Here is a 26115-nt window from a genome sequence, read left to right on the forward strand (position 1 = left end):
CGCGGGCACGCCCGCTCCCACAAGGCTATCACTGCCCTCAGCTCTGGTGATATCCCTGTGGGAGCGGGCGTGCCCGCGAAGGGCCGCAAAGCGGCCCCATTTCAATTCCCGGCCTTGATACTGGTCCAGATCCGCGTCCTGATACGGTCGATCTTGGCCGGCATCGCCTCCAGCGCATACAGCTTGCCCATCACGGCCTCGCTCGGGTAAATCATCGCATTGCCTTTCAGCGCAGGGTCCACCAGGCCGTCCGCCTTGAGGTTGCCGTTGGCATACTGCACATGGTTGCTGATGTTGGCCATCACCTCCGGCTGCAGCAGGTAGTTCATGTAGGCATAGCCAGCCTTTTCATCCGGCGCATCGGCCGGCATGGCCACCATGTCGAACCACAAGGGCGCGCCTTCCTTGGGTATCGAATAGCCCACCTTGACGCCGTTGTGCGCCTCTTCGGCGCGGTTCTTCGCCTGCAGCACATCCCCCGAGAAGCCCACCACCACGCAGACATCGCCGTTGGCCAGGTCGCCAGTGTATTTCGAGGAGTGGAAGTAGCTGATGTAGGGCCGTACCTGCATCAACAGCGCCTTGGCCTTGTCGTAGTCTGCCGGGTTCTGGCTGTGGTGCGGCAGGCCCAGGTAGTGCAGGGCAATCGGCAGCAGTTCGGGGCCGTTGTCCAGCACCGCTACACCGCAGCTTTTCAGCTTGCTCATGTACTCGGGCTTGAAGATCAGGTCCCACGAGTCCAGCGGCGCGTTGTCGCCCAGTACCGCCTTGACCTTGTCGATGTTGTAGCCGATTCCGGTGCTGCCCCACAGGTAGGGGAAACCGTACTGGTTGCCCGGGTCATTCACCTCCAGCGCCTTGAGCAGCACCGGGTTGAGGTTCTGCCAGTTGGGCAGCTGCGACTTGTCCAGGCGTTTCAATGCCTTGCCCTGGATCTGCCGGGCCATGAAGTGGTTGGAGGGGAACACCACGTCGTAGCCAGAGTTGCCGGTCATCAGCTTGCCGTCGAGAGTTTCGTTGCTGTCATACACGTCGTAGGTGGGCACGATGCCAGTGGCTTGCTGGAAATTTTTCAGCGTGTCGGGTGCCACGTAGCTGGACCAGTTGTAGATTTTCACCGTTTCGGCGGCACTGGCCACACTGGCGGCCAGCATCAAGGGTGCAAGAAGGCGTGTGCGCATGTCGGAGTTACCTTGCTTTGTCTGTCGTTATCGAAGGCAGGCGATCAGCGGATCAGAAAATCAGTACGTAGGTCTTGCGTACGGTCTCCTGGATGTCCCAGGTGCCGGTGCTATTGGCCGGTAGCATCAATGCGTCTCCGGCTTCTATAAGCAGGGGCTCGCCACCGTCGGGGGTGAAGGTGCAGCGGCCCTTGATGAAATGGCAGAACTCCTGTTGCACGATCTGCCGCCGCCAACGCCCGGGGGTGCACTCCCAGATACCGGTTTCGACGCCGTCGTCGCGTTCCACGCTGGTGACCGAAGCCACTGCCACGGGTTCGCCGAGCGGCACCGCTACCGGGCTGGCGCTAGCCAGTGCGACGCTGTCGGTATTCTTGAACTGGGTGATGCGCATGACCGGTGGATCCTGTGTTGGGGAAAGGGAATCAGTGCATGAAGCCTTCCATGAAGTCCGCGAGCGAGCTGGCCAGGCGCCGCCGCCAGGGCGCGCTGGCGGGGTTGGCGAGGGTCCGGTCCTCGTGGACGAAGCTCTGGATGATTGCGTTGTAGCCCAGCCAGCGGCAGGGCTCGGGGGGCCAGCTGGCCAGGCTTGAAACCGGGCGGTTGTCGAGCACCCACGGTTGCGCCGTCAGCGCGTTGTGCTGGTTGAGGATCAGGGCCGCCAGGGTCCGCCCGCCCAGGTTGGTGGCGCCAACGCCTTCGCCGCCGTAACCGCCGGCCAGGGCGATGCCGCGCTGGCGGTCGCAGAGCATGTGTGGGCGGAAGCGCCGCGCCATGCCAAGGTTGCCACCCCACGAATGGGTGATACGCGCATGCTTTAGCTGTGGGAAGAGTTCGCTGAACAGGTAGCGGCGCAGCTCGATTTCATGTTCGTCGAGGTTGAAGTTTTCACGCAGGCGGCCGCCGAAGCGGTACCCGCCCCGGGCGCCGAATACCAGCCGGTTGTCGGCCGTGCGCTGGCCATAGGTGACCTGGCGGCTGCTTTCGCTGAAGGCCTGGCCCTGGCTCAGGCCGATCTGTTCCCAGGTCGCCTCGGGGAGTGGTTCGGTGGCCACCAGCAGGCTCTGCACCGGCAGTTGATGTTTGCCTAGCGGTGGCAGGCTGGCGGCGTAGCCTTCCACGGCGGGCACCACCCATTGGCAGCGAATGCGCGCCAGCGGTGTACGCACCTCACCCGGTTGCCAGTCGATGGCTGGGGTATTTTCGTAGATCGGTACACCCAGCGCTTCCAGCGCCCGGGCCAGGCCACGGGCGAGCATGGCCGGCTGAATGGTCGCCGTGTGCGGGCTGTAGATCGCGCCATAGGCGTTGCTGACCCGTAGCTGCGCGTCCAGCTGTTCGGGGCGCAACCAACGGTAGTCGTCTTCGGTCATGCCCTGGCGGTACAGGTCGTCGAGGTAGGCGCGCAGGCTGCGTTCCTGTTCCGGGTAGCGCGCGGCGCAATACAGCACGCCCCCTTTGCGGTAGTGGCAGTCGATGCCTTCGCGCTGCAGCACGCTGTGCACCTCGTCCGGAATCCCGTGCAGCAGGTCGATGCTGGCGCGGCGCTGCTGCGGTGACAGGCTGGCGAGCAGGCGGTCTTCGCCGAGCAGGTTGCCCATCAGCCAGCCACCGTTGCGCCCAGAGGCGCCGAAACCGGCAATGTTGGCATCGATCAGTGCAATGTTCAGCTGGGGTGCCTGGCGCTTGAGGTAGTAGGCGGTCCATAGCCCGGTGTAGCCCGCGCCGATGATGCACACATCCGCGTCCAGGTCGTCGCGCAGGGCCGGGCGGGCGCACAGCGGCTCGTCGAGCTGGTCCATCCACAGGCTGAGCGTGCGCAGGGGTTGCATCGGGTTCGGCTCCACGTCCGTCAAGGTCTGTGGCCGATCCTAGTCGGGCGAGTGGGCGGCTGTCTTACGTGCGTGCACGCAGGGAAATTTGCTTCAGGTAGGCCTTGGGTGTGAGCCCGGTGTGTTCACGGAAGCACTTGTAGAACGCCGATAGCGAATTGAAGCCAGCGTTGAACGCCAGGTCATCGATGGGTGTTCCGGCGCTGTTGTCATCAAGGCTGGCCATCAGGTGCTGCAGGCGCGCCTGGTTGACGTAGCGGTAGAAGCTTTGCCCAAGCACCTGGTTCAGCAGGTAGGAAATCTGGTTGCGGCTGTAGCCACTGGCATCGGCAACTTGCTGCAGATCCAGTTCAGGGTCCAGGTAGGGGCGCTGGCGCTGAAAATAGTGTTCCAGGTCCTGGGCCATGGTCGACAGCTGCCGCGGTGACAGGCCCAGGCGGCTGGTGGCTGGCCGCGCGCCGCCGGTGCCCGCGGCGTTGCCGTGCTGGCGCACCAGGGTGGCGTATTCGTTGACCCGCCAGATCAGGCCGTCCCTCACGGTAATTGCCTCGCTGGACTGAAACGCCACCAGGCCATCGCCGCCCTGCACCGTAACCTGGTACTGGATAAACGCGGTGCAGCCATCGACGCGGATACGGTCACTGTGGACGATGTCTTCGCCGGCTTCGTGGGGTAGGCAGGCGCGCACGTAGTCGCGCAGTTCGCGATAGCCCAGCACGCGGTTCTGGAAGAAGTCGTGATACTGGACATCGGGGTGATAAAGCGCCATCACGCCGTCGAGGTCACGGTGCTTCCAGCACAGGTGGTAGCGCAGCACGGTCTCGGCGGTGAGTGGGGTCTGGGCGGGGTCATCGGGGAGCGTCATGGCTGGATCATGCCTTGCCGGCCAGGCCATCACAAGAATGCAGAACACCTGATGGATAGGGCGCTTTCGCGCATTTTGCACGGTTCAGCAGGCAACCAGCGAGCTAAGCCACTGATTTATATGGGCGTCATTTTTTGTCACAGCTGGCACAGCTACTGCAAAGGTTACTGCGCGAATGGAATTCTCGCTAACAACATAAGGCGCACACATCATGATCACCTCTGCCGACTACCCCGCTGTCGATACGCAAAGCCGTTCAGGTGTTTCCTGGGCGGCCATCTTCGCTGGCGCGGCTGCTGCCGCATCCGTTTCCCTCATCCTTGTGGTACTGGGCGCGGGATTGGGCTTCGCCGCAACCTCGCCTTGGGCTGACGAAGGGGCGAGTGCCAAAGCCCTGGGCGTTTCTACCATTGTCTGGCTGCTGCTCACGCAGATCATCGCATCGGGCATGGGCGGCTATATTGCCGGCCGGCTGCGGGTGAAGTGGGCGAACCTGCACGGTGACGAGGTGTACTTCCGCGATACCGCGCATGGCTTCCTGTCGTGGGCAGTGGCCACCCTGGTCGCCGCCATGCTGGTGCTGGGTGCGGCGGGCAACCTGGTAGGTGCCGGGGCCAGCGCTGCATCGCAAGCGGCCACGGTGTCTGCTGCCGCAGGTGCATCGGCGGCTACCGGTAGCAACAATGACTCGATGGGGTACTTCGTCGACAGCCTGTTCCGCGGTGACGGCCCGGCGCCAGTCAGCGAGGACGCCGCCAATGGGGTTGCCGCGCGCATTCTGGCCAAGGGCATTGCCGGGGACGGCGCATTGCCTCCTGAGGACCGTACCTACCTGGCCCAGTTGGTGGCGCAGCGTACCCGCCTGACCCAGGCCGAAGCCGAAGCCCGTGTGGACCAGGTAATGGCTCAGGTGCAGCAGCTGAAAACCGATGCCAAGCAAGCGGCCGATACTGCCGCCAAGGTAGCTGCCTGGACTGCCCTCTGGACCTTCGTCGCGCTGCTGTGCGGCGCCTTCATCGCCAGCGTCGCGGCCCTGTATGGCGGTCGCCTGCGCGACCGCGTGCAGTGGCTGGAAGGCGACTACGTCACTACCCGCACCGTTCAACGTTAAGCAAGGAGAATTACCATGCGCTCGATATTGCTGTGGATGCTTGGAGTACCGATTCCCGTGATCATCCTGATTGCACTGTTCATGCACTGACAGTAAGGGCGGCCCAGGCCGCCCTTTGCTATTGCCACCATTGACGGAGGTTGAACATGCGCTCGATATTGCTGTGGATGATCGGCGTACCGATACCGGTGATTATACTCATCTGGATATTCATGCATTGAGCGGCTGGGGGCCGCGGGGCGGCCCATCGCGGCGCAAGGCCGCTTCTGCAGAGGTCGCGTGAACCTCACGCCAGCGCAGACCGCTCTGGCAACTGATTAAAGAAACTGCTCCGCGTAATGACAGGCCACTTGCCGGGTACCGACTTGCCTGAACGCCGGCACGTCCTTGGCGCAGCGCTCAGTGGCATGTGGGCAGCGCTTGTGGAACGCGCAGCCGTCCGGCGGGTTCAGCGGGTTGGGCAACTCCCCGGCAATTCTGATTTTCGGCTTCAGCGGGTCGGGATGAATCGCCGGCGTCGCTGACAGCAGTGCCTGGGTGTACGGGTGCAGCGGCTTCTCGTAGATGTCCTCCTTGGGCCCCATTTCTGCGGGCCTTCCCAGGTACATCACCAGCACTTGGTCGGCCACGTGCCGCACCACCGCCAGGTTGTGCGAGATGAACACGTAGGCGGTGTTGAACTCCTTCTGCAAGTCCATGAACAGGTTCAGTACCTGTGCCTGGATCGACACGTCCAGCGCGGAAGTCGGTTCGTCTGCAACCAGTACCTTGGGCTGCAGCATCATCGCCCGGGCCAAGGCGATGCGCTGGCGCTGGCCGCCAGAGAACATGTGCGGGTAGCGCTGATAATGCTCGGGGCGCAGGCCGACCTGCTCCATCATCTTCTGCACCTTGTCTCGCCGTTCGGCCTTGCTCAGCGAGGTGTTGATCAGCAAAGGTTCGGCCAACTGGTCGCCAATCTTCTGCCGCGGGTTGAGCGAAGCGTAGGGGCTCTGGAATACCATCTGCACGTCGCGGCGCAGTTGCTTGCGCTGGGCCTTGCTGGCGCCAGTGACTTCGGTGCCGGCAATTTGCAGGGAGCCGGAAGACGGCTCTTCGATCAATGTCAGGGCGCGGGCCAGGGTCGACTTGCCGCAGCCAGACTCACCCACCACCGCCAGGGTCTTGCCGGCCTCCAGCTCGAACGACACGCCGTTGAGCGCGCGGACCAGTGCGTGGCCTTTGAACAGCCCGCGGGATACTTCGTAATGCCGGGTCAATTCCCGGGCAGTCAGAACCACGGCCATTACGCCACCTCCTGGTTCAGCGGGTAGAAGCAACGCACCAGGCTGTGCGCCTGAGGGTCGAGGGGCGGGCGCTGGCGCCGGCAGTTGTCCTGTACATAAGGGCAGCGCGGCGACAGCAGGCAGCCCACGGGCCGGTCGTAGCGGCCAGGCACGATGCCGGGCAGGGTAGCCAGGCGTTCGGCGCCAAGGCTGTGTTCGGGGATGGCCGCCAGCAGGGCTTCGCTGTAAGGGTGGGCCGGCAGGTCGAACAGCTCCGGAACCTGGCCAACTTCCACCGCCTGGCCGGCATACATCACGCACACCCGCCTGGCCGTTTCGGCGACTACGGCAAGGTCGTGGGTGATGAGGATCAGCGCCATGTTGCGCTCTTTCTGCAGGTTCACCAGCAGTTCCATGATCTGCGCCTGGATCGTCACGTCCAGCGCGGTGGTGGGCTCATCGGCGATCAGCAGCTTGGGTTCGCCGGCAATCGCCATGGCAATTGCCACACGCTGGCTCATGCCGCCGGACAACTGGTGCGGGTAGGCATCCAGGCGGCTTTCCGCCGCCGGGATCTCGACCTTTTTCAATAGCTCAAGGGCGCGTTGGCGCGCGGCCTTGCCCCTCAGGCCCAAGTGTTGGCGCAGCACCTCCTCGATCTGGAAGCCTACCGTGTAGCTGGGGTTCAGTGCGGTCATCGGGTCCTGGAAGACCATGGCGATGTCCTTGCCCACCACCTTGCGCCGTTGCCGGCCGCTGAGCTTGAGCATGTCGGTGCCGTCGAACGTCAGGGCGTCGGCGGTAATGCGCCCAGGCGCATCGATCAGGCCCATCAGGGCCATCATGGTGACCGATTTACCCGAGCCGGACTCGCCGACGATCGCCAGGATCTCGCCAGCGTCCACCGCCAGGTCCAGGCCATCGACCACCGGTACGGCAGTGGCGTCGCCGAAGCGCACGTTCAGGTTGTTGATCTGTAACAGTGACATGGCGTTCTCCTCAGGCGGCGTTCTTGAGTTTCGGGTCCAGCGCATCGCGCAGGCCGTCGCCCATCAGGTTGATTGCCAACACACTGAGCAGAATGGTCAGGCCGGGCAGGCTCACCACCCACCAGGCACGCTCGATGTAGTCACGCGCCGAAGCCAGCATGGTGCCCCACTCGGGGGTGGGCGGCTGCACGCCCAGGCCAAGGAAGCCCAGGGCGGCGGCGTCGAGGATCGCCGAGGAAAAACTCAAGGTGGCCTGCACGATCAACGGTGCCATGCAGTTGGGCAGCACCGTGACGAACATCAGGCGTGGCAAGCCGGCGCCGGCCAGGCGTGCGGCCGTGACGTAGTCGCGGTTCAGCTCGCCCATCACGGCGGCGCGGGTCAGGCGCACGTAAGAGGGCAGCGACACGATGGCGATCGCAATCACCGTGTTGATCAGGCCTGGGCCGAGAATGGCGACGATCGCCACCGCCAGCAGCAGCGACGGCAGGGCCAGCATCACGTCCATCAGGCGCATGATCGACGGGCCCAGCAGTCGCGGGAAGAACCCGGCCAGCAGGCCTAGCAGGATGCCCGGGATCAGCGACATCACCACCGAGGACAGGCCGATCAGCAGCGACAGCCGCGCGCCCTGGATCAGGCGTGAAAGCAGGTCGCGGCCGAGTTCGTCGGTGCCAAGGATGAACTGCCAGGTGCCGCCCTCCAGCCACACCGGTGGGGTCAACAGGAAGTCGCGGTACTGCTCGCTGGGGTCATGGGGGGCGACCCATGGCGCGAACAGCGCGCAGAACACCACCAGGCACATGAACGCCAGGCCCATCACCGCGCCTTTGTTGCGCGCGAAGGCTTGCCAGAATTCTTTGTACGGCGAAGGGTAGAGCAGGCTTTGGTCCACCGGGCTGGCCGGCGACACGGATTTCGGAATCGGGCTAGTCATGGCAAGGGCCTCAGCGCTGATGACGGATGCGTGGGTTGGCCAGGCCGTAGAGAATGTCCACGACGAAGTTGACCAGGATTACCAGGCAGGCGATCAGCAGGATGCCGTTCTGGACCACGGGGTAGTCACGGGCGCCGATGGCTTCGATCAGCCATTTGCCGATGCCCGGCCAGGAGAAGATGGTTTCGGTCAGCACCGCACCGGCCAACAGCGTGCCGACCTGCAGGCCGAACACGGTGAGCACCGGGATCAATGCGTTGCGCAAGCCATGCACGAACACTACCCGGGCCGGCGACAGGCCTTTGGCACGGGCTGTACGGATGTAGTCCTCGCGCAGCACTTCAAGCATCGATGAGCGGGTCATGCGCGCGATTACCGCCAGCGGGATGGTGCCGAGCACGATGGCAGGCAGAATCAGGTGCATCACCGCGTCCTTGAATGAGCCTTCCTCATCGCTGAGCAGGGTATCGATCAGCATGAAGCCGGTTTTCGGCTCGATGTCGTAGAGCAGGTCGATGCGCCCGGACACCGGGGTCCAGCCCAGGCTCACCGAGAAGAACATGATCAGGATCAGGCCCCACCAGAAGATCGGCATCGAATAGCCCGCCAGGGATATGCCCATTACCCCGTGGTCGAACAGCGAGCCGCGTTTGAGCGCCGCGATCACCCCGGCCAGCAGGCCGACCACGCCAGCGAACAACAGTGCGGCGAAGGCCAGTTCCAGGGTGGCCGGGAACAAGGTCAGGAACTCGCGCCACACGCTTTCGCGGGTGCGCAGCGATTCACCCAGGTCGCCCTGGGCCAGCTTGCCGACATAGTCCAGGTACTGGACCGGCAGGGGTTTGTTCAAGCCCAGGCGCTCCATGGCCTGGGCATGCATTTCGGGGTCGACCCTGCGCTCGCCCATCATTACTTCCACCGGGTCGCCGGGGATCAGGCGTATGAGCGCGAAAGTCAGCAACGTGATGCCGAAAAAGGTCGGTATCAGCAGGCCAAGGCGCCGGGCAATAAAACTCAACATTGTCGGGGTTACCTCATCAGACCGTACGGCCAGCAGCACGCTACGGCAGTGCCGCCGGTTCCCTGCTGGGCGCCGGCGGTCGTCGTTGTTCTACTTCACCCGGGTGGTGGCGAAGTTGTTTTTGGCCAGAGGGCTTATCACGTAGCCCTCTACATTGTCACGCATGGCGGTGAACATCTTCGGGTGGGCCATGCTGATCCACGGTTGGTCGTCATCGTACACCTTCAATGCCTCGCTATAGAGCCTTGCCCGTTCGTCATTGTCGACCACCTCGCGGGCTCGGCTGATCAGCTCCTGGAACTTAGGGTTGCACCAGCGCGCATAGTTCTCGCCGGTCTTGGCCGCCTCGCAACTGAGCAGGGGGGTGAGGAAGTTGTCCGGGTCGCCGTTGTCGCCCGCCCAGCCGGTGGACACCAGGTCGGCTTCACCGCGCTTGGCGCGGCGCAGCATCTCGGCCCACTCCATCACACGGATATCCAGCTTCAGGCCGATCTGGCCGAGGTCGGCCTGCAGCATCTCGGCCGACAGGCGCGGGTTGGGGTTGGTCATGCCACCGCCGTTGCGGGTGAACAGGGTGATGACGGTGCCCTCCGGCACACCCGCCTCCTTGAGCAGGGCGCGCGCCTTGGCAAGGTCACGCGGCGGGTTCTGGTTGGCCGGGTTGAAGCCCATCATGCTGGGCGGGTAGGGGTTCACCCCGACCAACGCATTACCTTTGCCGAACAGCTGGTCGACGTGGGTCTGGCGGTCGAATGCCATGTTGATGGCTTTACGCACACGCACGTCGCTGAGGTACTTGTGCTGGGTGTTCATGGCAACATAGCCGGTCACCAGCGCTTCGGTTTCGGCCACCTTGAGGGTGCGGTCGGCCTTGATCGAGGGCACGTCGTCCGGCTTGGGGTACAGCGCCACCTGGCACTCGTTGGCGCGCAATTTCTGCAGGCGCACATTGCTGTCGGTGGCAATGGCGAAGATCAGGGCGTCAGCCGGCGGTTTGCCGCGGAAGTAGTCGGGGTTGGGTTTGAAGCGGACCTGCGCGTCCTTGTTGTAGCGCTGGAAGATGAACGGCCCGGTGCCGATGGGTTTGCTGTTCAGCTCGGCGGCCTTGCCGGCCTTGAGCAACTGGTCGCCGTATTCTGCCGAATAGATAGAGGTGAAGCCCATGGCCATGTCATGCAGGAACGGTGCTTCGGGGCGGGTGAGGGTGATCACCACGGTATGGTCGTCGGTCTTGTCCACCGCCTTGAGCAACTGACTGAAGGCCATGCTCTCGAAGTACGGGTAGCCGACGCTGGTCTTGTCGTGCCACGGGTGCGCCGGGTCCAGCTGGCGCAGCAGGCTCCACAGCACATCGTCGGCGTTGAATTCGCGGGTGGGTGTGAAGTAGTCGGTGCTGTGGAACTTCACGCCCTTGCGCAGGTGAAAGGTGTAGGTCAGGCCATCTGCTGAAATGTCCCAGCGCTCGGCCAGGGCCGGCTCGATGTCGGTGGTTCCGGGTTTGAAGTCCACCAGGCGGTTGAACAGTGTTTCAGAGGACGCATCGAAGGTGACGCCGGTGGTGTACTGGACCACGTCGAAGCCCTCCGGGCTGGCTTCGGTGCAGACCACCAGCGGCTTGGCCGCCAGTTGCGTGGCACTGCCGAGCACCAGCGCAGCCAGGGCCAGGCGTAGCGGTCGCGACTTAATGAAAACTCTGTGCATGGGTTGAAGACTCCCTGCGTGCATTGATTCCAGCGTAGCCGCCAAGGCCCGCCGTGCAGCGGGCCGTGGCGCAAACGGTCAGAGAATGTTGAATGGGATGGTGGTGACCACGCGGAACTCGTCCAGGCTGCCATCGGCCTGCGCCTTGCTGGCGCGGTGCGTGGTGTAGGTGGCGCGGATACTGGTGTCCTTCAGCGGCCCGCTCTGCACCGCGTAGCTGGTGCCGATACCCCACTCGTAGTGGGTTTCGCCATCCAGGCCCCCCACGTCATAGGCGGTGCCACGGTAGTGGGTGCCATCGATGCCCCAGCCACGGGCGTTGTACAGGTTGAACTTCAAGCCTGGCACGCCGTAGGGCGCCATGTTCAGCACGTAGGAAATCTGCAGGGATTTCTCGTTCGGGCCGTTGAAGTCCGACAGCAACGAGTTGGCCAGGAAAATGCCGTTGGTTTCGTGCAGGTAGTCGAAGTATTCGTTGCCGTTGACCTGCTGCCACGAAGCGCTGAGGGTGTGCGCCTGGTGGGTCAGGCCGAACGACAGGCTGTAGGTGTCGTTGTCGATCTTACCCATTTTCTGGCTGCCGGCGTCGACTGTCTTGTAGTAGTTCAGGCCAGTGGTCAGGCTGAGCACCGCACTGTCGCCAAGCACGTGGTTGGCGCCGAAGTAGTACTGGTTCCAGAAGTCATCGACTTTGGTGGCGTACAGGCTGGTGCTCAGGCTCTTGAACGGCTGGTAGTTGATGCCGGCAGTGCTGGCACGGTCGGTTTCCACGCCAGTGGCGCTGTACTCGCTGCGGAACTTGCTGAGGCTTTGCTCGGTACGCGGCGAGACGCGGTCGAAGGTGCCCAGGTCGAAGTTGAGGTTGTCGAACTCGGCACTGTGCAGAAACACGCCCTGGAAGCTCGACGGCAGGGCACGGTTGCCGATGTAGGCGATCATGGGTGTGTCCACCGATTGCCGGCCCAGGGTGAGGGTGGTGTTGGACACGCGTGCCTTGATGTTGCCCAGGCCCAGCTTGCTCCACTGGCCGATGGGGTCGCCGTCGCTGTGGGTGAGGGTGCGGTTGTTGGGGCCGGCTACGGCCTGGCGGCTCTGCTGCAGCGCAATCGCATTGTAGCCGGCAGCCTCGACGGCGATGCCGACGGTACCTTCGGTAAAGCCGGAGCTGTAGTTGAGGATGGTGCCCTGCACCCAGTTCTCACGGCTGTGGGTGTCGTGGCGGGTGCCGTCGTTCTTGTAGTACTTCCACAGGGGGGCGCGCGCTGCGCGTTCGCGGGCGTACCAGTTACGGGTGCTGCCGGACAGATTCTGCCCCTCGATAAAACCGCTGGCCTGGGCTTGCTCGCTGGTGCTCTTGAGGGTGATGGGAATGAACGCCTGGCTTTGCGGGTCAGCCTGGGCCACGGTGGTCACTGCACTGATGGATAAGGCCAGTGCGCTCAAGGTGAATAGTTTCAAGTTGAAGCTCCCTTTCTTTTCTAGTTATGGCCGGCCTTGTGGGCCGGGTGCTTGCTGCGGTGTTGCCAGGGTTGCCGCGGGGTTGCCGGGCTTGATCCGGACGCTGTGTTGCCTGTACCGGCGAAGCGGCCGGTGCAGGTTGGCCATCAGTCAACACTCACACCGGAGAAATCATTGCGCCCAAACGGGCTGACCTTGAATTGGGAAACCTTGACGCTGAGCGGCTGGTTGACGGTGGAATGGGCCACCGGGGTGATCGGCACCTGCTGCTTGAGGCGCTGCTGTGCCTGCTGGTACAGGGCGCTGCGTTGCACCGGGTCGCTCACGCGCTTGGCCTGCATGACCAGGCTGTCGTACTGCGGATCGCACCACTGCGAGTAGTTGTTGCTGCCAATGGCGGCGCAGCTGTAGAGGGTGCCCAGCCAGTTGTCGGGGTCGCCGTTGTCACCGGTCCAGCCGATCAGGGCGATGTCGTGCTCGCCGTTTTTCATGCGCTTTATGTATTCCCCCCACTCGTAGCTGACGATGCGCACCTTGAGGCCGAGTTTGTTCCAGTCGGCCTGCAGCATTTCGGCCATCAGCTTGGCGTTGGGGTTGTACGGGCGCTGCACCGGCATGGCCCACAAGGTGACCTCGGTACCTGGCGCTACGCCGGCCTGGCGCAGCAGTTGGCGGGCCTTTTCCGGGTTGTAAGGGGCATCCTTGAGGCTGTTGTCGTAGGACCATTGGGTCGGTGGCATGGCGTTGACTGCCAACTGGCCGGCGTCCTGGTACACCGCCTGGATGATGGCTTGCTTGTTCACCGCCATGTCCAGCGCCTGGCGCACTTCCAGGCGGTCGAACGGTGCATGGCGGGTGTTGTAGGCGATGTAGCCGAGGTTGAAGCCCGGCTGCTGCAGCACCTGCAGCTGGCTGTCGGCGCGAAGGGCCGGCAGGTCGGCGGGGCGCGGGTGCAGGGTGACCTGGCATTCGTTGCGGCGCAGTTTCTGGATGCGCACCGAGGGGTCTACGTTGATCGAAAACACCAGGTTGTCGAGCTTGACCTGCTCGGGGGCCCAGTAGGCCTTGTTGCCCTTGTAGCGGATCTGCGAGTCCTTCTGGTAGCGCTGGAACACGAACGGGCCGGTGCCGATCGGGTGCTGGTTGATGTCACTGGCACGCCCGCTGGCCAGCAGCTGCTCGGCGTACTCGGCAGAGAGGATCGAGGCGAAGCTCATGGCCAGGTTCTGAATGAATGCGGCATCCACCGCGTTCAGGGTGAACACCACGGTCAGAGGGTCGCGTTTCTCGACCCAGGCGATGTTCTTGTCCAGGCCCATGCTGATGAAATAGGGGAACTCGGTGGGGTAGGCCTGGCGGAACGGGTGGCCTTTGTCGAGCATGCGGTTGAAGGTGAACAGCACGTCGTCGGCATTGAAGTCGCGGCTGGGCGTGAAGGCCTTGTTGCTGTGGAACCTGACCCCTTCACGCAGGTGGAAGGTGTAGTTCAAGCCGTCGTCGGACACCTCCCAGCGGGTAGCCAGGGCAGGGTGCACGGCGGTGCCGCCACGTTCGAACTCGACCAGGCGGTTGTAGATCGGTTCGGCGGCGTCGTTGTCGGTGGCGGTGGTGTACTGGGCGGTGTCGAAACCGGCAGGGCTGCCTTCGGAGCAGAACACCAGGCTGTTGGCGTACAGGTGGGGGGCCTGGCTGATCAGGCCCAGGGCCAGCAGGGCAGCAAGTCGGGTGGCGTGGCGCATGGCAAGTCCTTTTCCTCTGTTTGCACCGCCTACGGGTACGAATGGCGGCAACAGTGTGCCGACCCCGCAGCGGATAGCTGCAGGCCGACAGAAATCAGTGATTGGAGGGGAGGGCACCCACCGCCTGGCGGGTGCCGGGGCTACCCTATTTGTCCACGCTGACGCCGTAGAAGGCGTTCAGCGCGAACGGGCTGATCTTGAAGTCCTTCACCTTGACGCTCATCGGCTGGTAGACGGTGGAGTGGGCGATCGGGGTGATCGGCACCTGCTCCTTGAGGATGCGCTGTGCCTGCTGGTACAGCTCGGTGCGCTTGGCTTGGTCGGAGGTGGCCTTGGCCTGTTTGATCAGGCTGTCGTAGGGCTTGTAGCACCACTTGGAGAAGTTGTTGCCGTCAATGGCATCGCAGCCGTAGAGGGTGCCTAGCCAGTTGTCCGGGTCACCGTTGTCGCCGCTCCAGCCAATCAGCATGGCGCCCTGTTCGCCGGCTTTGGAGCGCTTGATGTACTCGCCCCACTCATAGCTGACAATTTTTGCCTTGATGCCGATCTTGGCCCAGTCGGACTGCAGCATTTCGGCCATCAGCTTGGCATTGGGGTTGTACGGGCGTTGCACGGGCATGGCCCACAGGGTGATTTCGGTGCCTTCCTTGATGCCGGCTTCCTTGAGCAGTTGTTTGGCTTTTTCCGGGTCGAACGGTGCGTCCTTGATGCTGGTGTCATACGACCACTGCGTGGGCGGCATGGCGTTGACCGCCAACTGGCCGGCGCCCTGGTAGACCGACTCGATGATGCGCTTTTTGTCCACGGCCATGTCCAGCGCCTGGCGCACTTTCAACTGGGCCATGGGGTTGGGCTGGTTGCTGCCCTTGATCTGGTCCATCACGTTATAGGCGATGTAACCCAGGTTGAAGCCGGCCTGCTGGGGCATCTGCAGGTTCTTGTCGGCCTTCAGCGGCTCGATATCGGCCGGGCGTGGGAAGAGGGTGACCTGGCATTCGTTCTTTTTCAGCTTCTGCATGCGTACCGAGGCGTCGGTGGTGATGGCGAAGATCAGGTTGTCGATCTTCACGTCCTCGGGCTTCCAGTAGTCCTTGTTGCCCTTGAAGCGGATCTGCGCGTCCTTCTGGTACTTGCTGAACACGAACGGGCCGGTGCCGATCGGCTTCTGGTTGATGTCGGCGGCCTTGCCGTTCTTGAGCAACTGGTCGGCGTATTCGGCGGACTGGATCGAGGCGAAGCTCATGGCCAGGTTCTGGATGAACGCTGCATCGACCTCGTTGAGGGTGAACTTGACGGTGTGCTCGTCAAGCTTCTCCAGCTTGGCGATGTTCTTGTCCATGCCCATGTCGGTGAAGTACGGGAACTCGGTCGGGTAGGCCTTGCGGAAGGGGTGGTCCTTGTCGAGCATGCGGTTGAAGGTGAACAGCACGTCGTCGGCGTTGAACGGGCGGGTCGGCTTGAAGTAGTCGGTGGTGTGGAACTTCACCCCCTCGCGCAGGTGGAAGGTGTAGGTCTTGCCATCGTCGGACACGTCCCAGCGGGTGGCCAGGCCGGGTATCACTGCAGTGCCGCCGCGTTCGAACTGCGTCAGGCGGTTGAAGACGGTTTCGGCCGAGGCGTCGAAGTCGGTGCCGGTAGTGTATTGCCCTGGATCGAAGCCGGCCGGGCTGCCTTCGGAGCAGAACACCAGGTTGGACGCGGCAAGTGCCGACGGAGCACCGGTGAGCAAGCCTGCACCGAGCAGGAACGGTATGACTGCGTGTTTGAGCATGGTGGCCTCATTTTTGTCATTTTTCGAGTGAGGTGGCCTCGTGAGCCGACCTGCGGATACTTATGCAGGGGATGTTCCCAATGCAACAGGTACAAGGATAGTTGGCGCCGGAAATGTGGCACGAACGTACATGGATGTCGCATCGCTATAACTTTCGGCGAAGTCAAACGTTTGCGTGGGCAAAATGATGGCTTTTTTCGAGGTGTTTCGAGGCGGGAATTTTGTAGGATGCACCTGAACGGTGCGTAAGAAAGGTCTGAAACGCTTTTTTCAGCCCCCACACGGCCCCTGTAGGAGCGGCCTTGCGTCGCGATGGGCCGCGCGCAGCGGCCCCCTGTGCAGCACACTGCTACAGCAGGGGAGCGCCCCCGGCCCGTCGCGACCCCAGGCCGCGGAGACCGGCGCTAGTTGCTTAAGGCATCTGCACTTCAATCAACCCATCAGCATTCATGCTCACCTCGCTGGTACCGGCTTCGATGTCGGGCGCCGGCGCCGCTTCATCTGCGCTCATGGCCTTCATGGCCATGGGGGCGCTGCGCAGGTACGGCCGTGGGTAGCCGCTGCTGTTCAGGTTCAGGCTGACCACTTTGTAGCCTGTGCCGCCCAAGGCTTGCGTGGCCAGTTGTGCACGGGCCTTGAACGCATCGACGGCATCCTTGAGCAGCTCGTCTTCGCTGGACTTGCGCGTGGCCGGCGCGATGGAGAAGTCCATGCCACCCATTTTCAGCTCTTGCAGCAGGTCGGCGGTCAGTTGCGAGAGGGCCGGGAAATCGGCGCTTTCCAGGCGCAGCTCGGCGCGCTCACGCCAGCCGGTGATCTTCTGGCCTTTGCTGTCGTAAACGGGGTAGCTGTTGCGGCTGCCCTGGCTGATCTTCACATCCTTGACCTGGCGCGACTGCTGCACGGCCTTGTTCATGGTTTCTGTGATCTGCTTGGCGAGCTTGCCGGGGTCGCTGTTCTGCGCTTCGCTATACAAGGTCACGACCATCAGGTCGCGCGCCACTTCCTTGCTGACCTCGGCGCGCAGCGATACCTGGTTGTAGCGCGGTTCATCGGCCGCCAGTGCCGGCAGGCTGGCGAGCAGGCCGCAAGACATGATCAGGGCGGCGCCGTGACGTGGAATGTGCATGTGGTACTCCTTGGCAATAAAAGGCGTGGTCGCTGGTCATCCATGCCACGCATGGCCAATCAGACCGGCATCAGTGTAGTGGGTTCAACAGTGCCATCATGACAGTGTGACAAAGTGTGGCGCTTTGCCGCAGCGCTGCAGCAGGGGGCCCGGCTTCGGTATACTCCAGCCGATTTTCTGGAGCACTCATCAGGAGAGCTCATGCTCGCCGCCGTACAACCGTTGTCCGCTACCCGCCAGAACCTCTGGCGCCTGACCGTCATTCGTGTGCTGGTTCTGGCTGCCCAGGCCGGCTCGGTCGGTGTCGCCTACTGGACCGAACTGCTGCCCTTACCCTGGCTATCGCTGGCCGGTACCTTGGCCTTGTCGTCGCTGCTGTGTGCCTTCACCGCCCTGCGCCTGCGCTTGTCGGTGCCCGTCACCGAAATGGAATACGCCCTGCAGCTGGCCTGTGACCTGTTGATCCACAGTGCCTTGCTGTATTACTCCGGCGGCTCGACCAACCCGTTCGTGTCCTACTACCTGGTACCGTTGGCCATTGCCGCAGTGACCCTGCCGTGGCTGTATTCGCTGATCCTGTCCGGTATTGCCCTGACCGCCTACAGCTTGCTGCTGGTGCAGTTCTACCCGCTCGAAGGCCTGCCCATGGCGCGGGACAAGATGCAGGTGTACGGCATGTGGCTGAGTATTGCCCTGGCGGCGGCGGTGATCACCTTCTTCGCGGCACGCATGGCTGAAGAGCTGCGGCGCCAGGAGCAACTGCGCTCCGAGCGGCGTGAAGAAAGCCTGCGCGACGAGCAGTTGCTGGCCGTAGCCACCCAGGCCGCCGGCGCCGCTCATGAGCTGGGTACGCCGCTGGCCACCATGAGTGTGCTGATCAATGAAATGCGCCAGGACCACACCGACCCGCTGTTGCAGGAAGACCTGCAAATCCTTCAGGACCAGGTGAAGCTGTGCAAGGAAACCCTGCAGCAACTGGTACGCGCCGCTGAAGCCAACCGCCGCCTGGCGGTGGTCGAGCAGGATGTCACCGCCTGGCTGGACGAAGCGCTGAACCGCTGGCACCTGATGCGCCCGGAAAGCAGCTACCGCTTCCAGCGCCTGCGTGACGGCCAGGTGCCGCGCCTGACCCCGCCACCGGACCTGACCCAGGCGCTGCTGAACCTGTTGAACAATGCGGCCGATGCCTGCCCCGATGACCTTGAAGTGCGCCTTGACTGGGACGCTCAGGATATCGTGATCAGCATCCGCGACCATGGCCCTGGCGTGCCGCCGGCCATTGCCGAAGCCATCGGCAAACCCTTCATTACCACCAAGGGCAAAGGTTTCGGCCTGGGCCTGTTCTTGAGCAAGGCCAGCGTGACCCGTGCGGGCGGTTCGGTAAAACTTTATAGTCATGAGCAGGGTGGCACCCTGACCGAACTGCGCCTGCCCTATGGCAAGCGAGGAGATGAATGATGAGCGAAGAAAACCAGGTCGAGAGCGAAGAGCTGCCGCACCTGCTGCTGGTGGATGACGATGCCACCTTCACCCGGGTCATGGCGCGCGCCATGAGCCGTCGCGGGTTCCGCGTGAGCATTGCCGGTTCCGCCGAAGAGGGCTTGATCCTGGCCCAGCAGGACCTGCCGGATTACGCCACGCTGGACCTGAAGATGGACGGCGACTCCGGCCTGGTGCTGCTGCCCAAGCTGCTGGAGCTGGACCCGGAAATGCGCGTGGTGATCCTGACCGGTTATTCGAGCATTGCCACAGCAGTGGAGGCGGTCAAGCGCGGCGCCTGCAACTACCTGTGCAAACCGGCTGATGCCGACGACGTGCTGGCGGCGTTGCTGTCGGAGCACACCGACCTGGACGCGTTGGTGCCGGAAAACCCGATGTCGGTCGACCGCCTGCAGTGGGAGCATATCCAGCGTGTGCTGACCGAGCACGATGGCAATATCTCGGCCACCGCACGGGCGCTGGGCATGCACCGGCGGACCTTGCAGCGCAAACTGCAGAAGCGTCCGGTTCGGCGCTGATTCATATTGCCTGTACCGGCCTCATCGCTGGCAAGCTGGCGATAGGGCCGGTGTGGACAGAAATTTATCTGTAACACCCCGCGATCCCCGCAAATCCCGGCTGTTGGCGTATCATTGCCACCTGACGGCAACCCCTCCAGGATCGCTAGCGCATGCTCGCCCTTCTCATCCAGACGCTGAATATCACGGCACCGGTTTTCGCCATGCTGTTCATGGGCGTGCTGCTCAAACGCATTCGCCTGATCGACGATAACTTCAACCAGGTCGCTTCGCAGCTGGTGTTCAACGTGTGCATGCCGGCCCTGCTGTTCCTGGGCATCTACCACGCTGACCTGGCTACGGCGGTCCAGCCCGGGGTCATCCTGTACTTCATCGCAGCGACCCTGATCGGCTTCGCCCTTGCCTGGGGCATGGCTATCTGGCGCAGCCCCATGGCCGACCGCGGTATCTATGCCCAAGGCGCCTTTCGCGGCAACAACGGCGTCATTGGCCTGGCCTTGGCCGCCAGCCTGTACGGGGACTATGGTATTTCCCTGGGGGCGGTACTCGCCGGCGTGGTCATCCTCATGTACAACTCGCTGTCCGCGGTGGTGCTGGCGGTGTACAGCCCGGACCTCAAGTCCGACCCCTGGAGCATCTGCAAGAGCATTTTCAGCAACCCGCTTATCATCAGCGTATTGGTGGCCACCCCGATGGCCTACGGCCAGGTGCCGCTGCCCAACTGGTTGCTCACTTCAGGCGACTACCTGGCGCAGATGACCCTGCCACTGGCGCTGATCTGCATCGGCGGCACCCTGTCGCTGGCGGCACTGCGCGACAGTGGCCGCCTGGCCATCGATGCCAGCCTGGTGAAGATGGTGTGGTTACCGCTGCTCGGCACCTTGGGTGCCTGGCTGTGTGGTTTTCGCGGTGCCGAGCTGGGCATTCTGTTCCTGTACATCGGTAGCCCGACGGCGGCCGCCAGCTACGTGATGGCGCGCGCCGCCAACGGTAACCACCAATTGGCGGCGTCGATCATCGTGATCACCACGTTGATGGCAGCAATCACCACCAACATTGGTATTTTCATCTTGCAGTGGGGCGGATGGATCTAGATCCTTGACTGCAAACAACAGCAACAGCACTGCCTCACTGAGCTAAAGGACACTTCATGCAAGACCAGAGCACGCCCGAGCGGTTACAGCGCGGGCTGAAGAATCGCCACATCCAGCTGATTGCGCTGGGTGGGGCCATCGGTACCGGGCTGTTCCTGGGCATCGCCCAGACCATCCAGCTGGCTGGCCCATCGGTACTGCTGGGTTACGCCATCGCCGGCCTGATGGCCTTCCTGATCATGCGCCAGTTGGGTGAAATGGTGGTGGAAGAGCCGGTTGCCGGCAGCTTCAGCCATTTTGCCCACCAATACTGGAGCGAGTTCGCCGGGTTCGTCTCGGGCTGGAACTACTGGGTGGTGTACGTGCTGGTCGGCATGGCCGAGCTTTCGGCTGTGGGTATCTACGTGCAGTACTGGTGGCCGGAATTTCCGACCTGGGCCACCGCGGCGATCTTTTTCGTGGTGATCAACCTGATCAACCTTACCCAGGTCAAGGTCTATGGCGAAATGGAGTTCTGGTTCGCCCTGGTCAAGGTGGTGGCCATCGTCAGCATGATCGGCTTCGGTGCCTGGTTGCTGAGCAGCGGGCAGGGCGGCGCCGATGCCAGCGTAGCCAACCTGTGGCAGTACGGCGGGTTCTTCCCCAATGGCGTCAGCGGCCTGGTGATGGCGTTGGCGGTGATCATGTTCTCGTTCGGCGGCCTGGAGCTGGTGGGCATTACCGCTGCCGAGGCCGACAACCCGCGCCAGAGCATTCCCAAGGCCACCAACCAGGTGGTGTACCGTATCCTCATTTTCTACATCGGCGCGCTGGCCGTGCTGCTGTCGTTGTACCCGTGGCAGAAGGTGGTGCAAGGCGGTAGCCCGTTCGTGATGATCTTCCACGAACTGGACAGCGACCTGGTGGCCACCATTCTCAACATTGTGGTGCTTACCGCGGCGCTGTCGGTGTACAACAGCTGCGTGTATGCCAACAGCCGCATGCTGTTCGGCCTGGCCAGCCAGGGCGATGCGCCGCGCCAGTTGCTGAAGGTCAGCCGCAGCGGCGTGCCCCTGACCGCACTGGGGGTATCGGCGTTCGCCACCGGCTTGTGCGTAGTGATCAATTACCTGATGCCGGGTGAGGCCTTTGGCTTGTTGATGGCCCTGGCGGTATCGGCGCTGGTGATCAACTGGGCGAGCATCAGCATCACCCACCTGAAGTTCCGCAAAGCCAAGCTGGCCGCGGGCATCACCCCGTTCTACAAGAGCCTGGGGCACCCGCTGACCAACTACCTGTGCCTGGCATTCATCGTGTTGATCCTGGTGGTGATGTACCTGACCCCGCCGATTCGCATTTCAGTGATGCTGATACCGGCATGGATTGCCGCGCTGTGGGTGGCCTTCAAGCTGAAGAAGGCTCGCCAGGCGAAGTACTGAGTCGGGCTTGTGCGTGAGGGGCAGGCCGCCAGCCTTTCGCCGGCTGGTGGCCCTGGCGCGCTGCCTATCCATGCCCCTCAATGCTGCCGCCGCCAGGCGCGCACGGTGGTGTACAGCAGCACCAGGGCCAGTACCGGCAGCACGTAGAACAGCATCAGCCGCTCAAGGCGGCCGGCCAGCGGCAGCCCCATGGTGAAGGCCGCGACGTGCAGGCCATAAGCCAGGTACAGGCACAGGAAGACCAGCCCTTCGGCGCGGGTAATGCGGTAGCCGGAATAGAACACCGGCATACTCAGTACGGCAACGCCGAGCATCACGGGCAGGTCGAACGACAGTGCATTGGGTGAAATCGACAGCGGCTGTGGGGTCACCAGTGCGGTCAGGCCCAGCACCGCCAGCAGGTTGAACAGGTTGCTGCCGATGACCGTGCCCACGGCGATCTCCCGCTCGCCCCGCAGGGCCGCAATCAAGGCGGCGGCCAATTCCGGCAGGGAGGTGCACACAGCGACCACGGTCAGCCCGATGACGCGCTCGGACAGGCCCAGGTCGGTGGCCACCTCGACGGCGGCTTCAAGCAGCAAGTGGCCTGCCAGGGTCAACAGGCCAAGGCCGAACAGCACCTGCAGCACGGTGGCTGGCCAGAAGCGCCCGGCGCTGGCCTGGGCGGCATCGGGGGCAGGATAGGTGCGTGCGTAATGGCGCGACTGGTGCCAGAGCATGGCCAGGTAGCCGGCCAGGCCCAGCAACAGCAACCCGCCTTCGAATCGGCCCAGCTGGCCGTTGGCGCACAGTGCGTAGACCAGGCCGCTGGCGAGGATCATCAGCGGTATGTCCAGACGTACCAACTGGCGCGAAACCCGCAGTGGGATGATCAATGCGGCCAGGCCGAGCACTACCAGCACATTGAAGATATTGCTGCCGACCACGCTGCCGACCGCTACATCCGGCGCGCCCTGGTAGGCCGCCTGCAGGCTGACGGTCAACTGTGGTGCGGTGCTGCCGAAGGCGACCAGGCTCAGGCCGATGATCAGCGGGCGCACGTGCAGGCGCTGCGCCAGGCGCAGGGCGGCGCGCACCAGCAATTCGGCGCCGCCTACCAGCAACAGCAGGGCTGTGCCCAGTTGCAGCAGGCTGAAGGTGGGAAGGGTGGCCAAGTCGAAAATGGTCGAACTCCTGTCGCGTCAGTCGCTAAGCCCTTGTACCCGCACCCGCGCTGTGCCGCTACGCAGCATGCCGATTTTTTCGGCGGCGGCGCGTGACAGGTCGATCAGCCGGCCGCGGGTATGCGGGCCACGGTCGTTGATGCGTACCACCACACTGCGCTGGTTGGCCATGTTGGTCACCAGAACGCGGCTGCCAAACGGCAGGCTGCGGTGGGCGGCGGTAAGGCCGTGCTGGTTGAACGGTTCGCCGCTGGCGGTGCGTTTGCCGTGGTGGCGCGAGCCGTAATAGGAAGCGGTGCCGGTCTGGTCGTAACCGCGTGGGTCGATGTCATGGCTGGCGCAGCCGGCCAGGAACGAAAACAGGGCGAGGGTGCCGAGGGATCGTTTTAGCAAGTCAGGTGCTCTCCTAGTGCGACGCTCCCACAGGTCGGCGCTGTACCTGTGGGAGCGGGCATGCCCGCGAACGAGGGCGAAGCCCTCGCAGGACTACAGGGATAAAACAATCACCCTTCGAGCTTGGCCTTGAGCATTTGGTTCACCTGCCCCGGGTTGGCCTTGCCTTTGGAGGCTTTCATGGCCTGGCCGACGAAGAAGCCGAACATCTTGCCACGCTTGGCTTCATCAGCCGCGCGGTACTGTTCCACCTGCTCGGCATTGGCGGCCAGCATTTCGTCGAGCATCTTCTCGATTGCGCCGGTGTCGGTGACCTGCTTCAGGCCTTTGCTTTCGATGATGCTGTCGGCATCGCCTTCACCGCCAGCCATGGCTTCGAACACGGTCTTGGCGATCTTGCCGCTGATGGTGTTATCGCGGATGCGCAGCAGCATGCCACCCAGTTGCGCAGCGCTGACCGGTGCCTGGTCGATCTCCACGCCCAACTTGTTCAGCAGGCTCCCCAGTTCGACCATGACCCAGTTGGCGGCCAGCTTGGCGTCACCGCCAATTTTCACCACTTCTTCGAAGTAGTCGGCCTGTTCGCGGCTGGAGGCCAGCACGTTGGCATCGTAGGCCGACAGGCCGTACTGGCGCTGGAAGCGCTCGACCTTCTGCGGCGGCAGCTCGGGCAGGGCAGCGCGGATGCTGTCGAGGTAGCTGTCTTCGATCACGACCGGCAGCAGGTCCGGGTCGGGGAAGTAACGGTAGTCGTTGGCTTCCTCTTTGCTGCGCATGGAACGGGTTTCATCTTTGTTCGGGTCGTACAGGCGGGTTTCCTGCACCACCTTGCCGCCATCCTCGATCAGGTCGATCTGGCGCTGGATCTCGCTGTTGATGGCACGCTCGATGAAGCGGAACGAGTTGACGTTCTTGATCTCGCAGCGGGTACCGAATTCAGCCTGGCCTTTCGGGCGGATCGACACGTTGCAGTCGCAACGCAGCGAGCCCTCGGCCATGTTGCCGTCGCAGATGCCCAGGTAGCGCACCAGTGCGTGGATCGCCTTGACGTACGCCACGGCCTCCTTGGCGCTGCGCATGTCAGGCTCGGACACGATCTCCAGCAGCGGTGTGCCGGCGCGGTTCAGGTCAATGCCGGTAGAGCCGCTGAAGTCTTCGTGCAGGCTTTTGCCTGCGTCTTCTTCCAAGTGCGCGCGGGTGACCCCGATGCGCTTGATGGTGCCGTCTTCCAGGGCGATGTCCAGGTGGCCCTTGCCGACGATCGGCAGGTCCATCTGGCTGATCTGGTAGCCCTTGGGCAGGTCCGGGTAGAAGTAGTTCTTGCGCGCGAACACGTTGCGCTTGCCGATCTCGGCATCGATGGCCAGGCCGAACATGCAGGCCATGTGCACGGCTTCCTGGTTCAGCACCGGCAAAACGCCCGGCATGCCCAGGTCAACCAGGCTGGCCTGGGTATTCGGCTCGGAGCCGAAGGTGGTAGCGCTGCCGGAGAAGATCTTCGACTGGGTGGCGAGCTGAGTGTGGATTTCCAGCCCGATCACAACTTCCCATTGCATGTGTGAACTCCTCAGAAGCCGTTGGGGGCACGGGTGTGCCAGTCGGTCACTTGCTGGTAGCGGTGCGCGACGTTGAGCAACCGGCCTTCCTGGAAGTACGGCGCCAGCAGCTGTACGCCGACCGGCAGGCCGTCGACGAAGCCCGCGGGCATCGACAGGCCCGGCAGGCCCGCCAGGTTGGCGGTGATGGTGTAGATGTCTTCGAGGTAGGCGGCGACCGGGTCGCTGCTCTTGGCGCCCAGCTTCCAGGCCGGGTTCGGCGTGGTCGGGCCAAGGATCAGGTCAACCTCGTTGAAGGCGGCCATGAAGTCGTTCTTGATCAGGCGGCGGATCTGTTGCGCCTTCACGTAGTACGCGTCGTAGTAGCCGGCCGACAGGGCGTAGGTGCCGACCATGATGCGGCGCTGGACTTCAACGCCGAAACCTTCGCCACGCGAACGCTTGTACAGGTCGGTCAGGTCCTTGGGCGCTTCGCAGCGGTAGCCGAAGCGCACACCGTCGAAACGCGACAGGTTGGACGAGGCCTCGGCAGGTGCGATCACATAGTACGCGGCAATGGCGTGCTGCATGTTCGGCAGGCTGATTTCCTTGACCACGGCACCGAGCTTTTCCAGCTCCTTGACGCTGGCCTGGACCAGGTCGGCAATGCGTGGGTCCAGGCCTGCACCGAAGTACTCCTTGGGCAGGCCGATGCGCAGGCCCTGCAAGGAGGCGCCGAGGTTGGCGCTGTAGTCCGGCACCGGCTCCTCGATGCTGGTGGAGTCCTTGGCGTCGAAGCCGGCCATGCCTTGCAGCAGCAAGGCGCAGTCTTCGGCGGTGCGCGCCAGTGGGCCACCCTGGTCGAGGCTGGAGGCGTAGGCGATCATGCCCCAGCGCGAAACACGACCGTACGTCGGTTTCAGGCCGGTGAGGTTGGTCAGCGCCGCCGGCTGGCGGATCGACCCGCCGGTGTCGGTGCCGGTGGTGGCTGGCAGCAGGCGCGCCGCCACGGCCGCGGCAGAACCGCCGGACGAGCCGCCTGGCACGTGTTCCAGGTTCCACGGGTTCTTCACCGCGCCGTAGTGGCTGGATTCGTTGGCCGAACCCATGGCGAACTCGTCCATGTTGGTCTTGCCCAGGGTGACCATGCCGGCTTCGGCCAGCTTGGCGACCACGGTGGCGTCATACGGCGCCTTGAAGTTGTCGAGCATCTTCGAGCCGCAGCTGGTGCGCACGCCGTTGGTGCAGAACAGGTCCTTGTGGGCGATGGGCGCCCCCAGCAGCGCGCCGGTCTCGCCAGCGGCGCGACGGGCGTCGGCGGCACGCGCCTGGCCCAAGGCCAGTTCGTCGGTGACGCTGATGAAGCTGTTGAGCTGTGGGTCGAGCTGCTTGATGCGCGCCAGCAGCGCGCCGGTCAGCTCTTCGGAAGAAAACGACTTGTCGGCGAGTCCGCGGGCGATCTCGGCCAGGGTCAATTGGTGCATGGCAGGCTCTA

Annotated in this window: 22 protein-coding genes; 5 read left to right on the forward strand and 17 right to left on the reverse strand. The window is 63.4% G+C overall.

The window, feature by feature from the left end; all coding sequences use genetic code 11:
- Positions 1-101: 101 nt before the first annotated feature.
- The 4 genes from AACG97_RS04890 to AACG97_RS04905 all read right to left on the reverse strand — a co-directional run bounded on the left by AACG97_RS04890 (position 102) and on the right by AACG97_RS04905 (position 3878).
- Positions 102-1181: a polyamine ABC transporter substrate-binding protein gene (locus tag AACG97_RS04890; protein ID WP_054890027.1), complete on the reverse strand. Its 1080-nt coding sequence runs from the start codon at positions 1179-1181 to the stop codon at positions 102-104.
- Positions 1182-1233: 52 nt separating this feature from the next.
- Positions 1234-1575, reverse strand: a complete 342-nt coding sequence (locus AACG97_RS04895; RefSeq protein ID WP_009685143.1) for a cupin domain-containing protein — start codon at positions 1573-1575, stop codon at positions 1234-1236.
- Between the two features lie 31 nt (positions 1576-1606).
- Positions 1607-3013, reverse strand: a complete 1407-nt coding sequence (locus tag AACG97_RS04900) for an NAD(P)/FAD-dependent oxidoreductase (RefSeq protein WP_054890026.1) — start codon at positions 3011-3013, stop codon at positions 1607-1609.
- Between the two features lie 64 nt (positions 3014-3077).
- A complete protein-coding gene (locus AACG97_RS04905) occupies positions 3078-3878 on the reverse strand; it encodes an AraC family transcriptional regulator (protein WP_054911632.1) in 801 nt (266 codons plus the stop codon).
- A 211-nt stretch (positions 3879-4089) separates the two neighbouring features.
- Here AACG97_RS04905 and AACG97_RS04910 point away from each other — a divergent pair, with 211 nt between their 5' ends.
- Positions 4090-4989 carry a hypothetical protein gene (locus tag AACG97_RS04910; RefSeq protein WP_047150133.1) on the forward strand — a complete coding sequence of 300 codons (900 nt, stop codon included), beginning with the start codon at positions 4090-4092 and terminating at the stop codon, positions 4987-4989.
- Positions 4990-5306: 317 nt separating this feature from the next.
- On the opposite strand, the gene AACG97_RS04915 is transcribed toward AACG97_RS04910, so the two are convergent.
- The 9 genes from AACG97_RS04915 to AACG97_RS04955 all read right to left on the reverse strand — a co-directional run bounded on the left by AACG97_RS04915 (position 5307) and on the right by AACG97_RS04955 (position 16999).
- Positions 5307-6275: a peptide ABC transporter ATP-binding protein gene (locus AACG97_RS04915; RefSeq protein ID WP_009685148.1), complete on the reverse strand. Its 969-nt coding sequence runs from the start codon at positions 6273-6275 to the stop codon at positions 5307-5309.
- Positions 6275-7243: an ABC transporter ATP-binding protein gene (locus AACG97_RS04920; protein ID WP_054890024.1), complete on the reverse strand. Its 969-nt coding sequence runs from the start codon at positions 7241-7243 to the stop codon at positions 6275-6277. Before AACG97_RS04920 ends, AACG97_RS04915 begins: the two co-directional genes overlap by 1 nt.
- 10 nt (positions 7244-7253) lie before the next feature.
- Positions 7254-8180 (reverse strand): ABC transporter permease subunit, encoded by a 927-nt coding sequence (locus AACG97_RS04925; RefSeq protein WP_197885666.1) that lies wholly within the window; start codon positions 8178-8180, stop codon positions 7254-7256.
- Positions 8181-8190: 10 nt separating this feature from the next.
- The gene (locus tag AACG97_RS04930; protein ID WP_009685151.1) at positions 8191-9201 is read right to left on the reverse strand and encodes an ABC transporter permease subunit; all 1011 of its coding nucleotides are present in this window, start codon (positions 9199-9201) and stop codon (positions 8191-8193) included.
- 90 nt (positions 9202-9291) lie between these two features.
- The gene (locus tag AACG97_RS04935) at positions 9292-10902 is read right to left on the reverse strand and encodes an ABC transporter substrate-binding protein (RefSeq protein ID WP_125854833.1); all 1611 of its coding nucleotides are present in this window, start codon (positions 10900-10902) and stop codon (positions 9292-9294) included.
- Between the two features lie 78 nt (positions 10903-10980).
- Positions 10981-12360 (reverse strand): OprD family porin, encoded by a 1380-nt coding sequence (locus AACG97_RS04940; protein ID WP_144187594.1) that lies wholly within the window; start codon positions 12358-12360, stop codon positions 10981-10983.
- Positions 12361-12506: 146 nt separating this feature from the next.
- Positions 12507-14099: an ABC transporter substrate-binding protein gene (locus AACG97_RS04945; RefSeq protein WP_197885667.1), complete on the reverse strand. Its 1593-nt coding sequence runs from the start codon at positions 14097-14099 to the stop codon at positions 12507-12509.
- A 145-nt stretch (positions 14100-14244) separates the two neighbouring features.
- The gene (locus tag AACG97_RS04950) at positions 14245-15870 is read right to left on the reverse strand and encodes an ABC transporter substrate-binding protein (protein ID WP_009685156.1); all 1626 of its coding nucleotides are present in this window, start codon (positions 15868-15870) and stop codon (positions 14245-14247) included.
- A gap of 412 nt (positions 15871-16282) precedes the next feature.
- Positions 16283-16999 (reverse strand): SIMPL domain-containing protein, encoded by a 717-nt coding sequence (locus tag AACG97_RS04955; protein ID WP_009685157.1) that lies wholly within the window; start codon positions 16997-16999, stop codon positions 16283-16285.
- A gap of 201 nt (positions 17000-17200) precedes the next feature.
- Between AACG97_RS04955 and AACG97_RS04960 the strand changes: the two genes are divergently transcribed.
- The 4 genes from AACG97_RS04960 (at position 17201) to AACG97_RS04975 (ending at position 21529) form a co-directional block, all read left to right on the forward strand.
- The gene (locus AACG97_RS04960) at positions 17201-18457 is read left to right on the forward strand and encodes an ATP-binding protein (protein ID WP_009685158.1); all 1257 of its coding nucleotides are present in this window, start codon (positions 17201-17203) and stop codon (positions 18455-18457) included.
- Positions 18457-19017 (forward strand): response regulator transcription factor, encoded by a 561-nt coding sequence (locus AACG97_RS04965; RefSeq protein WP_009685159.1) that lies wholly within the window; start codon positions 18457-18459, stop codon positions 19015-19017. The genes AACG97_RS04960 and AACG97_RS04965 overlap by 1 nt, the downstream gene beginning before the upstream one ends.
- A 152-nt stretch (positions 19018-19169) precedes the next feature.
- Entirely contained in the window at positions 19170-20111 is a 942-nt protein-coding gene (locus AACG97_RS04970; protein WP_029885057.1) for an AEC family transporter, read from the forward strand.
- A gap of 56 nt (positions 20112-20167) precedes the next feature.
- Positions 20168-21529 carry an amino acid permease gene (locus AACG97_RS04975; RefSeq protein WP_054890022.1) on the forward strand — a complete coding sequence of 454 codons (1362 nt, stop codon included), beginning with the start codon at positions 20168-20170 and terminating at the stop codon, positions 21527-21529.
- A 77-nt stretch (positions 21530-21606) separates the two neighbouring features.
- Here the strand turns inward: AACG97_RS04975 and AACG97_RS04980 are convergent, their stop codons facing one another.
- From AACG97_RS04980 to gatA, 4 genes are all read right to left on the reverse strand, one after another.
- On the reverse strand, positions 21607-22650 hold the full coding sequence (locus AACG97_RS04980; protein ID WP_029888090.1) for a calcium/sodium antiporter: 1044 nt from the start codon (positions 22648-22650) through the stop codon (positions 21607-21609).
- Between the two features lie 60 nt (positions 22651-22710).
- Positions 22711-23085, reverse strand: coding sequence for a septal ring lytic transglycosylase RlpA family protein (locus AACG97_RS04985; protein ID WP_054881438.1), 375 nt, complete (start codon positions 23083-23085; stop codon positions 22711-22713).
- Between the two features lie 110 nt (positions 23086-23195).
- Positions 23196-24641 (reverse strand): Asp-tRNA(Asn)/Glu-tRNA(Gln) amidotransferase subunit GatB, encoded by a 1446-nt coding sequence (gene gatB, locus AACG97_RS04990; protein WP_054890021.1) that lies wholly within the window; start codon positions 24639-24641, stop codon positions 23196-23198.
- Between the two features lie 11 nt (positions 24642-24652).
- Positions 24653-26104 (reverse strand): Asp-tRNA(Asn)/Glu-tRNA(Gln) amidotransferase subunit GatA, encoded by a 1452-nt coding sequence (gatA, locus tag AACG97_RS04995; RefSeq protein ID WP_054890020.1) that lies wholly within the window; start codon positions 26102-26104, stop codon positions 24653-24655.
- Positions 26105-26115 lie beyond the last annotated feature (11 nt).

This window comes from Pseudomonas sp. Nvir, assembly GCF_963778085.1.
Classification (GTDB): Bacteria; Pseudomonadota; Gammaproteobacteria; order Pseudomonadales; family Pseudomonadaceae; genus Aquipseudomonas; species Aquipseudomonas juntendi.

Excerpts from the sequence above, each read along its gene's own strand:
- AACG97_RS04890 (WP_054890027.1), bottom strand. The coding sequence starts at position 1,181 with ATGCGCACACGCCTTCTTGCACCCTTGATGCTGGCCGCCAGTGTGGCC.
- AACG97_RS04895 (WP_009685143.1), bottom strand. The coding sequence starts at position 1,575 with ATGCGCATCACCCAGTTCAAGAATACCGACAGCGTCGCACTGGCTAGC.
- AACG97_RS04900 (WP_054890026.1), bottom strand. The coding sequence starts at position 3,013 with ATGCAACCCCTGCGCACGCTCAGCCTGTGGATGGACCAGCTCGACGAG.
- AACG97_RS04905 (WP_054911632.1), bottom strand. The coding sequence starts at position 3,878 with ATGACGCTCCCCGATGACCCCGCCCAGACCCCACTCACCGCCGAGACC.
- AACG97_RS04910 (WP_047150133.1), top strand. The coding sequence starts at position 4,090 with ATGATCACCTCTGCCGACTACCCCGCTGTCGATACGCAAAGCCGTTCA.
- AACG97_RS04915 (WP_009685148.1), bottom strand. The coding sequence starts at position 6,275 with ATGGCCGTGGTTCTGACTGCCCGGGAATTGACCCGGCATTACGAAGTA.
- AACG97_RS04920 (WP_054890024.1), bottom strand. The coding sequence starts at position 7,243 with ATGTCACTGTTACAGATCAACAACCTGAACGTGCGCTTCGGCGACGCC.
- AACG97_RS04925 (WP_197885666.1), bottom strand. The coding sequence starts at position 8,180 with ATGACTAGCCCGATTCCGAAATCCGTGTCGCCGGCCAGCCCGGTGGAC.
- AACG97_RS04930 (WP_009685151.1), bottom strand. The coding sequence starts at position 9,201 with ATGTTGAGTTTTATTGCCCGGCGCCTTGGCCTGCTGATACCGACCTTT.
- AACG97_RS04935 (WP_125854833.1), bottom strand. The coding sequence starts at position 10,902 with ATGCACAGAGTTTTCATTAAGTCGCGACCGCTACGCCTGGCCCTGGCT.
- AACG97_RS04945 (WP_197885667.1), bottom strand. The coding sequence starts at position 14,099 with ATGCGCCACGCCACCCGACTTGCTGCCCTGCTGGCCCTGGGCCTGATC.
- AACG97_RS04950 (WP_009685156.1), bottom strand. The coding sequence starts at position 15,870 with ATGCTCAAACACGCAGTCATACCGTTCCTGCTCGGTGCAGGCTTGCTC.
- AACG97_RS04955 (WP_009685157.1), bottom strand. The coding sequence starts at position 16,999 with ATGCACATTCCACGTCACGGCGCCGCCCTGATCATGTCTTGCGGCCTG.
- AACG97_RS04960 (WP_009685158.1), top strand. The coding sequence starts at position 17,201 with ATGCTCGCCGCCGTACAACCGTTGTCCGCTACCCGCCAGAACCTCTGG.
- AACG97_RS04965 (WP_009685159.1), top strand. The coding sequence starts at position 18,457 with ATGAGCGAAGAAAACCAGGTCGAGAGCGAAGAGCTGCCGCACCTGCTG.
- AACG97_RS04970 (WP_029885057.1), top strand. The coding sequence starts at position 19,170 with ATGCTCGCCCTTCTCATCCAGACGCTGAATATCACGGCACCGGTTTTC.
- AACG97_RS04975 (WP_054890022.1), top strand. The coding sequence starts at position 20,168 with ATGCAAGACCAGAGCACGCCCGAGCGGTTACAGCGCGGGCTGAAGAAT.
- gatB (WP_054890021.1), bottom strand. The coding sequence starts at position 24,641 with ATGCAATGGGAAGTTGTGATCGGGCTGGAAATCCACACTCAGCTCGCC.
- gatA (WP_054890020.1), bottom strand. The coding sequence starts at position 26,104 with ATGCACCAATTGACCCTGGCCGAGATCGCCCGCGGACTCGCCGACAAG.